The sequence below is a fragment of the Sporosarcina ureae genome, from assembly GCF_002101375.1.
Taxonomy (GTDB): domain Bacteria; phylum Bacillota; class Bacilli; order Bacillales_A; family Planococcaceae; genus Sporosarcina; species Sporosarcina ureae_B.
Map to the genome: position 1 here is coordinate 3,265,499 of NZ_CP015207.1, position 13,237 is coordinate 3,278,735.

A 13,237-nucleotide genomic window follows, 5' to 3' on the forward strand; every position below is an offset into this window, starting at 1 on the left:
CCCTCTTCCTTTCGCTTGCATTCAGGAGGAGTCAGTATGAATACAAAAATTCCATTTGAGTTGGATAAAGGGCAAACGTTTTATGAATCTCTCAACGATTGGCTCGGGGATACGTTATATGACGATTTAACAGAAAAAGGATTCGAATGCCGTGATGAGCAAATTTATATGGCATTTCAAATAGAAAAAGCACTCAAAGAAAAAAACGTCTTGCTTGCAGAAGCGGGAGTGGGTACGGGGAAAACGATTGCGTACTTATTGCCAGCTATTGCGTATGCGCGTTATACAGGGAAGCCAGCGGTGATTTCTTGCGCTGATGAAACTTTGATCGATCAATTGATCAAAGAAGAAGGCGATATTCAGAAGTTGAGTACCGCACTCAATATGACAGTGGACGTCCGTTTGGCGAAAGCACGTAATCAGTATATTTGTTTAAAACGTCTGGAAGAAACTAGTATGAAGACGAACGAAGATTTTGTCGATTTAGTTGAAGATCAATTGCCAGAATTTGTCCATGCAGAGCGTTCATTGCAGTCGGTATATCCTTACGGCGAGCGTTCAGATTATCCATATTTGGCTGATGAAGAGTGGGAAATGATCAATTACCACCCGATTATGCAATGTGCGGCTTGTGATATTCGTAATCGTTGTGGGCAAACGATTCATCGTAATCATTATCGAGAAGCTGCTGACTTGATCATTTGCTCACATGACTTCTATATGGAGCATTTGTGGACGAAAGAATCACGTGCTAGACAAGGGCAACTGCCTTTATTACCGGAAGTATCGATGGTGGTGTTTGATGAAGGACATTTACTTGAGTATTCCGCTCAGCGTGCATTGACATATGAAGTACAAGAACAAACGATTATCAACTTGCTAGAACGTATTATGGTGGATGGCATCCGAGAGAAAACATTGCAGTTAATGGAGCAATTGCTCGAGACGCATGAATTATTTTTCAAACAGTTGAAAAGTAATGCCATTCAACATGACAATGAACGCCTAACCATTGATAAGAATGAGGAAATGATGAAGTATGCTAAAACAGCAGTTTCATTATCTCACGAACTTCTTGAAGAATTTGTTTTTGAAGGTGAATTATATGTTATTCCTGAATATGACTTGAAAATTGTCGAAGAGTATTTGGAACAGTACATTTATTCAATGGAGCTATTTGCGGGTGACAACGATGCGGTAGATTGGCTTGAAAATCGCCGTGAAGAAAGCACACTGCTCATTATGCCAAGACTTGTAACGTCCATCTTGAAAGAAAAGTTATTTACAGGAACGATGCCGATTATCTTCTCTTCTGCTACTTTATCAGTTGAGAAATCATTTGATTACTTAGCGTATAGTTTGGGAATTGTAGATTATCAATCATTCTCTATCGCATCGCCATTCGACTATGAAAATGTTATGAAAATTCATTTGGAACAAGGGAATACGGATGAGAACATCACACGTCTTTCCGAACTACTTGAAGAAGAGGAACAGACATTGGTATTGTTCGGTTCCAAGCAATCGATGATGGAAGCCTACGATCAATTACCACTCGAACAAAGCGTCATGGTGACCTATGAAGGGGAACGCTCACTCTCATCATTGGTGAAAGATTTCCAGCAACGTAAAGTAAATGTCTTCTTCTCCTATCATTTGTGGGAAGGTCTGGATTTGCCAAACGAAGCGTTAACTCGTGTTATCATCTTTGACTTGCCGTTTCCACCGCATGATCCGCTATTCCAAGCTAGAAGGGAATTTGCGGAAGATCCGTTTGACGAAGTGGATCTACCATTTATGCTGTTGCGTTTGCGACAGGGAATTGGTCGATTGATTCGAACGAGCGATGATCACGGTTCGATTCATTTATTTGTAAAACCGGATAATATACAATTACTACCGGCTATTGAACGTGTGTTACCTGTACCATTTTCATGAACATTCTAGAAAAAGCGTGCAGATGTCGGAGTTCCGTCATCTACACGCTTTTTTACCTGTTATCGTTCTTCGTCAATGGTAAGCAATAAATTTAACGTCTGACCATCCTCAAATTTTACAGGGATTTTAAATGCTTGCTTAAAGCCATAAAATTTTGTTTGTCCCGTCATGACAGTAGGCGGTGAAATATCTAACGTCAGATCCGCTTTTTCCAATACAGTACAAAGATTTCCCGCAATCATATTCCCGAGTTCTCCAGTGAATGACTCAGCCATTTCCCCTTCGATCTGCATACCGAACATGGCTAAACCAATGTCACTAATAATAGAATGTGTAGGCTCTACAATTAAACGACCTTTAATATCTCCAATTAGGCCGATCAATACACTGATTTCACGTTGTTCATACGGTTGCTGTACAAGGGCGGGGGAAAGCACTTGGAACTTTAATGGAACTACGGTAGTAAGAGAAGCTATCGTTGCATGTAAAACTTTTTGTACATTTGTTGCTGTATCCATCTAAAGAAACACCCTTTCGCGAACGGTTAATTAGTTCAATTATATCACTTATAGTGTCTAAAAGACTAGATAATTTTAACGGAGTAGTTACAGCTCCATTAATCATTCGAATTCTTCAAGATTCGCTGACTTTATTTTATTTAGAATAGCTGCATCATACCTCCTTGGTTTTAAAAGTAATACTTATAAAGTAACTATCTATTTTTTCACGCATTAATGGTATGATGAGATGAGTTAAAATTGAAAGGACGACGATTATGTCTACAAACCATGAATTTTTACAGCAATCCGCTACATATGGACAGATTTTTTCCAACAATGAAGACGACGAACGCAAAGCAAAGACGACATTACTTGCTAATAAAATAATCGACAAAGAATATACGATTGCTTTTGCCGGACACTTTTCGGCAGGAAAATCTTCGACAATTAATGCTTTAACAGGAGACGACCTTTTACCATCCAGTCCTATTCCGACAAGCGCGAATATTGTGAAGGTACATAAGGCGGATGAAGATTATGCGATTATCCATCGCGTCGATGGAAGTGCAGTGAAATTCAGTGGCCATGGTTTCTCTGAAGGTGTGAAAGCGTACAGTAAGGATGGCGCTGAAGTCTCATTGGTTGAAATCGGCCATACCGAATCCAATTTACCTGAAGGAATTACGGTAATGGATACACCAGGCGTTGACTCAACAGATGATGCACATAGACTATCTACCGAGTCTTCATTGCACTTAGCGGATCTTGTATTCTATACGATGGATTATAACCACGTACAATCTGAAATGAACTTCCGATTTACAAAAGAATTAATGCGCTATAATAGTAATGTTTATTTAATTATTAATCAGATCGATAAGCATCGTGACAGTGAATTATCATTTGATGAGTTCAAAAAGTCTGTTGAAGACTCGTTTAAGTTATGGGGGGTAGAACCAAAAGGGATTTTCTACACGTCATTGAAACAACTGGATCACCCGCATAATGATTTTGAAAAAGTCAAAGCGATTGTTGACGGTTCAATTGAACACCGAGAAGAGAATTTCGAACAAAATATTGAGCAATCGTTATTGAAATTAAAAGATGAGCATATGAAATATCTTCAGCAGCAAGTGGATGACTTGAAAGATAATCATTCAGAAATCCTTAGCGAACCCGAGTGGGATCAGTTTGAAGAGTTGAATCAAGATTTGAAAGATGCAAAAAAACGTTTGGAATTAGTCTCAGGTGACGAATTCTATGTGAATTTCGAGAAAGAACGCAATGAATTATTGTCGAACGCAGGACTGGCACCGTTTGAAACGAGAGAATTACTGAAAGACCATTTGGAAGCCAAGTCACCGAAATTTAAAGTAGGCTTACTATTTGGCGCGAAGAAGACAGCGGAAGAGCGCGAAAAACGTCGTCAAAAGCTAGATGATAATATTTCAGGTTTAGCGCATACACAAATCGAAATTTATATGAAAACGTTGATGAAAAGCTCACTAAAGCAAGCCGGAATCTTAACCGATGAGCGTTCACTTGCGATTGACAATATGGATCTGACACTACCGTTTGACAAAGTAGATGAGCAACTGCATGTACAAGAAGTGATCACTGGCGAAACCATTTTGAATTATGCAGAGCAAATGAAGCGTGCCATTCATTTAGTGTATAAACGTAAAACGGATAAATGGAAACAAGAGATGTCTGTCATCGCGAAAGAATCGGGTGGTGAGCAATCGGGACCTCTTGTTGAAACGATTGCCGTGCTACAAGAAAAAGTAGATGCACTAAAAGAAATGAATAAGTGGAAAGAGCGTATGGAATGGGTTGATAAAGAAATCGCTAATCCTTCAGCGCCGACACGTATGGGCCGCGATCAACTCGTTACAAAGTGGGAACAGCCTAAAAAAATCGAAACAATCGATTATGTAGCGAAAGTAGAACAGCAAGAAACGACTGCTGAAGAAGTGGAAGAAATAGTGGAAGAAGAACGTCAACTGGTTGATTCAGAAACAGCTATCGTACATGCGCAACACATTGCCGAGTCGGTCGAGACCATTCCTGGTTTTGCAGAAACGGCATCGTATTTGATGACGAAAGCAGACCGCTTAAAAGGACAGGAATTTACAGTGGCATTGTTTGGCGCATTCAGTGCGGGGAAATCTTCCTTCTCAAACGCGTTGATTGGTGAAAAAGTGTTACCTGTTTCACCGAATCCTACAACGGCTGCGATCAACCGAATTCGTCCAGTAAGTGAAACGCATTTGCATAATACTGCGGATATTCACTTGAAGGATGAAGCGACGATGACAGAAGACGTCGCGTTGTCATTCGGTGCACTCGGTATCACTATTTCTTCACTGGAAGACGCCTTCAATAAAACAGATGTCGCTATGAAGCAACCACTTGAAGATGAGAACTTGCACATCCATAAGTCATTCATCAGCGCATTTCAGAGAGGGTATCCACTTTATACGCCTGCACTTGGGACGACGTTGACGGTAGAGCGTGAAGAGTTTACGAAATTCGTTGCACAGGAAGAGCGTAGTTGTTTCGTCGACTCCATCGATTTCTTCTATGATTGTCCGTTAACTCGCCATGGAATCACATTGGTGGATACGCCAGGAGCGGATTCCATCAACGCGCGTCATACCGACGTAGCGTTTGAATATATCCGTAATGCCGATGCAATTCTTTTCGTAACATACTATAACCACGCATTCGCACGTGCTGACCGTGAATTCCTTATCCAACTGGGCCGTGTCAAAGATGCATTTGAACTCGATAAAATGTTCTTTATCGTCAACGCGATCGATCTTGCTTCGAATGAAGAAGAAGGCGAAGAAGTAAAAGGCTTCGTTGCCAATGAATTGCAGAAGTTTGGAATCCGCAATCCACGCGTACACGGTATTTCAAGCCTTGAGGCATTGGAAGGCAAATTGACACAACAACCGAATCCATTGATGGCCGATTTTGAAGAGAAGTTTTATTCATTCCTCGAGCATGATCTACGTGCGCAAGTCGTGCAAGCACTGGAAGAAGAAACGACGAAAACGATCGATCGTCTAGCTTCATTGATCGACAGAACGATTCAGAACCGTTCTCGTAAAGCAGAAAGACTAGAAGAGCTCGCGACTGCTGAAGTAGCAATAAAAGAACGTTTCGAAAAGAGTGCAAGTGAGATTTTAGTGAAATCCACTCAAGATGAATTGAGTGAACTTGTCTATTATATTTTACAGCGTGTATTCTTACGTTTCGGAGATTTCTTCAAAGAGGGATATAGTCCGTCGACATTCGCGAAGAACTCATCGGATAAAGCATTGAAAATCGCATTGGCGGAAACAGTTAATATGGTAGGCTTTGACTTGACGCAAGAATTGAAAGTAACAAATTTACGTATTCTTCAGTACATGAAGAAACAATTGCTAGAACGTCAACGCATGGAAGTTCGTTCATTAGCCGATATGGACCAGTCGATCGTGCCTTCTCCATACGAGCCGAGCGATAAAGATATGTTGTCATTTGAGACGCCATATGAAGATCCTATGGTCTACAGCGCAGTGAATAAATCGTTCAAAAATCAAAAGGCGTTCTTTGAACGCGGTGATCGCGATATCTTGAAAGTGAAGCTGGAAGAAATATTGAAAAAAGATGCGTCTAGCTATCTTGGCGATCAAAAAGAACGTATTGAAAAGTGGGCAGACCTGTGGATTGACGATGAAGCGGAAGCGTTGCGTGTTCATTTATTGCAGGAAAGTCTTGTACAAATTGAATCGGAGCGTACGTTGCTTGATGGTTCGGAGCAGCTGGAACATTGGCAAAAAATCTATGAAAAAATCCGTCAAGAGGAGTTGGTTCAATGACACAAGTATTTGTATCTATTCACGATATGGAGACAAGTCACGCGAAATGGATCGATGCACGCTTTTCATTGCAAGATGAAAAACAGGGGAAACGTGATTATCAAAAAGAACACGTAAAAGACGCGATTCATTGGGATCTAGAAGAAGACCTATCCGGTGCTTCTGTAGAAGGTGGACGACATCCCTTGCCTTCTGCCGAACAACTGACTGAATTATTCCGTAAAAGTGGATTGGAACGTACAGATACGATTTTGATCTATGATGAGGGCGGCGGTCCTTTCGCAACACGTGCTTGGTGGATGTTGCAGTATGGAGGTTTCACGAATGTGCATGTCGTAACAGAAAGTTATACAGAATTACGCAAAAACGTGGACGTAACGTCTGATTCTGCTACGCCTGTACGCTCAACAGTGGAACCGCAGTGGCAAGATCACCTATATGCAAGTAGAAGTGAAGTAGAAGAAGTGGTGGCGGGCAATCGAGCGTCACAACTTGTCGACGCACGTTCTGAAGTTCGCTATCGCGGGGAAAAAGAGCCGCTTTATCATAAAGCAGGCCATATACCGACAGCGCGAAACTTCGACTGGGAACAATTGAAGCGAGACGGACAGTATGATGTGCAACACGCAAAAGAGCAATTACAACAGATTGTCTCTCCTGAAGATGATGTCATCGTCTACTGTGGCAGCGGCGTAACGGCTTCCCCTTTATTAGCGGCACTTAAAGAACTGGACTATCCAAATGTAAAATTATATGTGGGCAGTTTCAGCGACTGGATATCTAAAGATGATGCACCAATTGAAACCGCAATAAGGGGTTGATACACGATGCAATTCGCATTGCTGGGAGATATACATTCATCCAAAGAAGATTTGCAAGCCGTACTGACACACGTTGCTGATGAAGCACCTGAAGCAACTATCATCGGGACGGGCGATTTATATGAATGCACAGTCAGCAAAAAAGACCTTCATGGGCAGATTTATCCTACTGTCGAAGAAGTGATTAAACATTTAGAAGACATCCATGAGTTGTTAACTTTTCCATCCATCTATGGCAATCAAGAAGAACGTATTCTGTTGCTGACAAAGCAATCAGAACCTATACGAAACGTCCTGAATGGCTTGCCTGAAACTCTGAACGCTGATGAAGCGACGATCATTCATGGTCACCAGTGGCCGCATAAGCAAGCTGACGCATGGCTGGCTGAGCATCTACCGGAAGCACACCTTGTCTTTCACGGGCATACCCACCAATCAGGCTTCACGAGCGAAGGACAATCCGTACCAATTAGCTGGAACGACGAGATGTCAGTGAAAGGTTCTCGAACTGTTATCAACGTAGGGGCTGTAGTGGGCTCTAGAGAATGGGTGTTATTTGATTCTGAAAAACAAAATGTTAGATTTATGAAAGTGTTACAAGGCTAAATGGGTTTGTGTCTGACCCGTTTAGTTGAGAAGTGAATAGTGAAATAACATGGGAAGCATCGCATTTTGCGGTGCTTTTTTTATTGTTGAAATCCAATTGGGAATCCTTATTATTACGGCGTTGAGGGTTAAAAAGTTTTTGACGTTAAATAAATGCGCCATTTTGTAATATAAACTGTGAAGAGGAAGGTCCAATGTGAAATAGAGCGATTTTTATTGGTGACGTGAGATTTGATCAATGCACAGTATTTGAATTGAATAACATAACAAACTACTTTGAAATGATAATCGATAAAGAGATCAGATATGAAAAAGTAGTAGTTGAAAAAGATGAGGAGTTTTGATTTTTGAAATAGATCATGATAGCACAACCATGATGAATAAATAAAGCATATAGTTGCAGTTGTGGAAGTTGAATTATTCCTGAAACGTGCCTTTTGAAGAGTTGTAGTAGGCTCATTATTGTGTCGGATGGTAAGGGTGCGTGGAATGGACAACAAGAGTTTCAAAGTAATATACTTAGCTTTTTCATATATATATTTATGGATTATCTTGTGAACGCCAGCTGACTTCAAAACTTAAAGATATATTGTTTACGACAAAAGGGTGAGTTAACTGTATAACCGTTGATCACTAAGTGGGTCAAATTGATGGATATATGAAGATGATTTGTAATGATAATTGAATCTTCACAGAAACGAATTGCATAAATAAAACTGAGGATGGGAAATGTCATGTCAAATAGAAATGTAAAAGTACTTAAGGTAGCATTCATTAGTCTTATGTTACTGCTTAATGGGGTACTGTTCGCTGCGTGTCGGGTACCGAGACAATAAATACAAACGAAAGCAGGTTTACAGTTGGCAATATCTCTACTGACGACATCCCTGCAGATAACACCTACTTTTTGGTCGTGCCTATTAAATGGTTTGGAAACCGGCCCGCTGTTATTGACTTCATCGCGGAGATACTATGGGTGGAAAACAAAATATCCTAGAATATGAAATCGAAGAAGAAGGACGTCTTATCCTGAAAGTGAAATTAAGCAGCGTAAATAAAAATAATGATAGGCAGTTAGAAATCCATTACAGTGTAAACGGGAAAATAGATAAAACTATATCAACATCAACTGTAGAAGGGCTTTCTGCTAATAATTCAGCGAATGGGGCTATTCTTTTTAGTTCGTTACGGAAACATATTTGAATGAAAGTAGCGTTGTTAAATCTAAAAACGTAAAGAGTAGATTTGGAACGGTAAACCAAGTATAACGACCCTTTTTTAAAAATTCTAATTAAGATGATACAAAAATGAGGTCAATTTCCTACAATGACTAAAGTAGCTACTCTATATCATTTTATAAAAAGGGTTAGTAAAGTCTACGTAATTCATTTCGTTGCCCGTATATTTGGAACTACGAATCATAAACTTATCAATACAAATGATATACCCATAATCACAATATAATATTATTAATTTAGTATATACTACTTGCGGACCGAATATTCAAAATTGTTTTACCATCCAGTTCCCCTGTGCTATGCTATTGATGAATTGCAAGCAAGTCTAATAGAGAATGTAAGTGTTCTAGTTTAGACCATCAGGGACGGTAAGTTACTCGGCAAAAAGAAGGGGTGGTTGTTTATTATGAAGAAATTGGGGAGTATTGTTGGTATTTTAGCGCTTTGCGTTAGTCTCGCTGTGCCTGTATTTGCTGCAGACACTACAGACATTCAGGAACCACATCATCACGATTATTCGATTTCAGGATTCACAAATTACGGTGAACTACAAAAAAAGCTTCAACAAATTGAGAAGTCAAGCAAGGGGATTGTTGAGGTTAAAGTGGTTGGTCAGTCAAACAAAGGCCGGGATATTTACAAAGCGACAGTTGGTACTGGGGATCAAGTTATCCTTATACAAAGTGAAATCCACGGGAATGAAAAGACGGGTACAGTTGCAATCCTTAACTTGTTAGAAAAGTTATCAAATAACTCAAAACAAGCAAGGGAAATTCGCGAAGAGGTAACACTCGTTTTCATGCCGATGATGAATCCTGATGCGTCTGAAGGAGACAAAAGAAGAAATAGCATGACTTGGGATGAAGTGATCGCGAAATTCCCACAACTTAACGGGGCATCACCTTCTTGGAACTACCTAAATCGGGGCATAAGCCAAAGTTACGATTACGGTAAAAATCCTGGATTTGATGTGAATCGCGACTTCAATCCGGATCTCAATTATATACCACGGGCGGAAGACTTCCCAGGTAGATCAAACACAGCGGGGTGGTTCATTACGCCTGAAGCACAAACAGCAAGGGATGTATACAAGTCATTGAAAGAAGACTATGGAAAAGTGGATGTCTTCATCGATCTGCACCACCAAGGGATGTACTATGTTGCAGGTACAGCTAACGATGTGACGCTCTCCTTATCCGCCCAGTTTGTCCCAGATCCGAATACACCAGCAGGTGAAAAATATGCCCAATACAAGGACAACTATAATTATGACTTTTCAAGGCAATTGAACGTTGCTGCGTACAATGAATTAAAGTCTTACGGAAATTCGCCATTTACTAACATTTCACTTTATTCGCAAGGTCTAGACCTTCCTGGTACGGCTCTTGGCTCCTATGCATTGAACGGAAGTGGTACCGTACTTTTTGAAGTGAAAGGCCAAACGCAAATGATGGGGCACAAAGAAAATGGACGACTTGTGAAAGCGGTTGAACGTGGCCTGACTGGTATCATTGATGCGGTTGCTGACAATTCTGTGAAAAATCTAAATCCAGAGGACTACGAGAATATTCCGCTCACATCATCCAGACCGACGAATTAATGAATAAATAATTGCTGGATTAGATAATTTAAATATAGCAAACTAGGAGGAAGTTAGATGAAGAAAACATTTTTCGCACTTTCAATGGCAGGGGCAATGATGCTTAGCATCTCTCCGGTTGTCGATGCAGTAGGAAACGGACCAAATTACGGTGGCAATGAAACAGTGAACACCTCGATATTGCATACGTATGATGAACTTTCAAACTTCCTAAAAAAGGAAGAAGCGAAACAAAAGGATATGGAACTTGAAGTAATTGGTCAAAGCGTGAAGGGAAGGGACTTGTATCTTGTTAAATATATGAAAAACCCTAAAAATCCAACAATCCTTTTCTTAACACAACAGCATGGAAACGAGCAACTAACAACAGAAGGGGCACTTGAATTTATTAAACATCTTGGCACAGGTAAGATGAAGGGCGTCGCTGATGGAGTTAATATTCTCATAGTGCCAATGCTTAATGCAGACGGAGCTATGGGTGATGTCGATTTCCCTCTCGATGATTATATCGCTAGTGGTGGCCGTAACCTGACACGTTATAATGCACTCGGAATCGACTTGAACAGGGATCATATTACTAAAATTCAACCTGAAACAAAAGCTTTGCACGACAACGTTATGCGTAAATATGACATTGATTATATGATTGACTTGCATCACCAAGGTACACAGAGTGAGATTGACAACGAATACGTCTCTGGATCAATCCTTTATCCTACGACTCCAAACGTAGATGAGGATGTTGTACTGAAATCCAAAAAATTAGGTGCAGTCGTTTATGATTCTATCGAAAAGAAAGGTTGGGGCCATTTAGGAAAATATAATGGTGGTTCAGCTGAAACAATTAGTCGGAACGGTATTGCAGTAGAATATGGGATCTCCACGCTACTTTTTGAGATGCGTGGAATGTCAGACCATTCCTATGAATCATATGTATTAGGGCAAAAGAGTAATGGTTATTTGATTAAACAAACGATTACCACACTTGATGCCACAGTGCGTGCAATTGCAGATCGTTCCATTGAAACGAAAGACATTTCTTTCTGGGATACACTTCCGTTCCAAACAACGCGTACTACTGAATAAATCATTCTACAAAAAGTCTGTGGAGAAAGAAATAAACTGTACCCTATAAGATGGACACTTTGAAAAAGTCCCTCTTATAGGGTATTTTTATGTATATTATGAAAAAAGATTTCGGGGGTGGGATCAAATGACTAACATATTATTTACTAAAAAAGAACAGGATCAACTAAAATGTAATCCCAATGTGAAAGCAGTCAGTGAAAAAGGAATTACTTATTCAGATGAATTTAAACGTCATTTTATTTCAGAATACGAAAAAGGTAAATTGCCAGGGGAGATATTTGAGGAAGCAGGTCTTGACGTTGAGCTAATCGGTAAAGAGCGTGTACATTCCGCTAGTAAGCGTTGGCGTGCTGCGTATCGAAAAGAGGGTGTGAACGGTTTACAGGACACACGTAAAGATAATGCGGGTCGTCCAGTAGGTCGCGAACTAACACTTGAGGAGAAAATTGATCGTTTAGAAGCCAAAAACCAATTATTACGTGCAGAGAATGAATTACTTAAAAAGCTCGATTTACTCGAAAGGCAGGCGTTGAAGAGGAAATAAAAATCCTGACAGGAGTGAAATTTGAATTAATCCTTTACACCGTTAATAAGTATAATTCGAAGCCGATGGTAAGCTATTTATGCGAAGTAATGGGTGTCTCTCGTTCAAGTTATTATAATTATTTTGCGGAACAGTCGTCGCAAAAACGAGTAGTGCAAGAACAAGCAGATGAAATGGTAAGGGATCTCATTTTAAGGGCTTATCGTTTCAAAGGACGCAAAAAAGATGCACACCAAATTAAAATGATACTCCAAAATCAATATAATATTACCTATAATCTAAAGCGCATTCGTCGTATCATGAAGAAATATAATATTATCTGTCCGATTCGTAAGGTGAATCCTTATCGACGTATGGAGAAGGCAACAAAAGAACATCGTACGTGTCCCAATCTATTACAATGCAATTTTAAACAAGGTATAGTGGGAAAAGTATTATTAACCGATATCACTTATTTAACATATAAAGATGGAAAACGAGCATATTTATCCACAGTTAAGGACGCAGAGACAAACGAAATTTTGGCGTACGAAGTATCCTCTTCACTACATTTAGAAATTGTGCTGAACACCCTTCAAAAATTGAGAAAACATGACCATCTTTCAGAAGGTGCCTTTATTCATTCGGATCAAGGTTTCCATTACACGAGTTCGGAAGTTCAGTCAGTTATTAAACGGATGGGGCTGGGTCAATCCATGTCCAGACGGGGAAACTGTGGGATAACGCGCCACAGGAATCCTTCTTCGGGCATTTTAAGGACGAAACGAACATAAAAGAGTGTGCAACATTAGAGGAAGTCAAACGTGAAATTAAAAGTTACATGACATATTACAATCATGATCGTGGGCAGTGGGATTTATAAAAGTTGCCGCCTGCAAAATACAGGCAGCAACTTCAACAAGCAGCATAGGCTTTTTTAATTGTCCTTTACAAAGGGTACAGTTTAGATTACTTTGTGATCTAAGATACAGGCTTTTTGGTTCAACTATATTTTCTATATATTAATTTTAAGTATGCACTTTTATGAAAAGT

The 13,237-nt window shown here is 39.9% G+C and carries 8 protein-coding genes and 1 pseudogene; 8 read left to right on the plus strand and 1 reads right to left on the minus strand.

The genetic code is table 11. The features are described 5' to 3' along the window. Positions 1 to 36 precede the first annotated feature (36 nt). Positions 37 to 1,938, plus strand: a complete 1,902-nt coding sequence (locus SporoP8_RS15970; protein ID WP_085133432.1) for an ATP-dependent DNA helicase — start codon at positions 37 to 39, stop codon at positions 1,936 to 1,938. A gap of 59 nt (positions 1,939 to 1,997) precedes the next feature. Here SporoP8_RS15970 and SporoP8_RS15975 read toward each other — a convergent pair whose 3' ends face one another. Next, positions 1,998 to 2,456: a chemotaxis protein CheX gene (locus SporoP8_RS15975; RefSeq protein WP_085133433.1), complete on the minus strand. Its 459-nt coding sequence runs from the start codon at positions 2,454 to 2,456 to the stop codon at positions 1,998 to 2,000. Between the two features lie 257 nt (positions 2,457 to 2,713). On the opposite strand from SporoP8_RS15975, the gene SporoP8_RS15980 reads away from it, so the two are divergent. The 7 genes and pseudogenes from SporoP8_RS15980 to SporoP8_RS16010 all read left to right on the plus strand — a co-directional run bounded on the left by SporoP8_RS15980 (position 2,714) and on the right by SporoP8_RS16010 (position 13,067). Further along, a complete protein-coding gene (locus SporoP8_RS15980; RefSeq protein ID WP_085133434.1) occupies positions 2,714 to 6,307 on the plus strand; it encodes a dynamin family protein in 3,594 nt (1,197 codons plus the stop codon). Further along, entirely contained in the window at positions 6,304 to 7,128 is an 825-nt protein-coding gene (locus SporoP8_RS15985) for a sulfurtransferase (RefSeq protein ID WP_085133435.1), read from the plus strand. Before SporoP8_RS15980 ends, SporoP8_RS15985 begins: the two co-directional genes overlap by 4 nt. A gap of 6 nt (positions 7,129 to 7,134) precedes the next feature. Next, positions 7,135 to 7,734, plus strand: a complete 600-nt coding sequence (locus SporoP8_RS15990; protein ID WP_085133436.1) for a metallophosphoesterase family protein — start codon at positions 7,135 to 7,137, stop codon at positions 7,732 to 7,734. A gap of 972 nt (positions 7,735 to 8,706) precedes the next feature. Next, entirely contained in the window at positions 8,707 to 8,937 is a 231-nt protein-coding gene (locus tag SporoP8_RS15995; protein ID WP_085133437.1) for a hypothetical protein, read from the plus strand. Between the two features lie 441 nt (positions 8,938 to 9,378). Beyond that, a complete protein-coding gene (locus SporoP8_RS16000; RefSeq protein ID WP_085133438.1) occupies positions 9,379 to 10,572 on the plus strand; it encodes a M14 family zinc carboxypeptidase in 1,194 nt (397 codons plus the stop codon). 57 nt (positions 10,573 to 10,629) lie between these two features. Next, positions 10,630 to 11,658 carry a M14 family zinc carboxypeptidase gene (locus SporoP8_RS16005; protein WP_085133439.1) on the plus strand — a complete coding sequence of 343 codons (1,029 nt, stop codon included), beginning with the start codon at positions 10,630 to 10,632 and terminating at the stop codon, positions 11,656 to 11,658. Between the two features lie 127 nt (positions 11,659 to 11,785). Further along, positions 11,786 to 13,067: pseudogene (locus tag SporoP8_RS16010) on the plus strand (IS3 family transposase). Positions 13,068 to 13,237 lie beyond the last annotated feature (170 nt).

Excerpts from the sequence above, each read along its gene's own strand:
- SporoP8_RS15970 (WP_085133432.1), top strand. The coding sequence starts at position 37 with ATGAATACAAAAATTCCATTTGAGTTGGATAAAGGGCAAACGTTTTAT.
- SporoP8_RS15975 (WP_085133433.1), bottom strand. The coding sequence starts at position 2,456 with ATGGATACAGCAACAAATGTACAAAAAGTTTTACATGCAACGATAGCT.
- SporoP8_RS15980 (WP_085133434.1), top strand. The coding sequence starts at position 2,714 with ATGTCTACAAACCATGAATTTTTACAGCAATCCGCTACATATGGACAG.
- SporoP8_RS15985 (WP_085133435.1), top strand. The coding sequence starts at position 6,304 with ATGACACAAGTATTTGTATCTATTCACGATATGGAGACAAGTCACGCG.
- SporoP8_RS15990 (WP_085133436.1), top strand. The coding sequence starts at position 7,135 with ATGCAATTCGCATTGCTGGGAGATATACATTCATCCAAAGAAGATTTG.
- SporoP8_RS15995 (WP_085133437.1), top strand. The coding sequence starts at position 8,707 with ATGGGTGGAAAACAAAATATCCTAGAATATGAAATCGAAGAAGAAGGA.
- SporoP8_RS16000 (WP_085133438.1), top strand. The coding sequence starts at position 9,379 with ATGAAGAAATTGGGGAGTATTGTTGGTATTTTAGCGCTTTGCGTTAGT.
- SporoP8_RS16005 (WP_085133439.1), top strand. The coding sequence starts at position 10,630 with ATGAAGAAAACATTTTTCGCACTTTCAATGGCAGGGGCAATGATGCTT.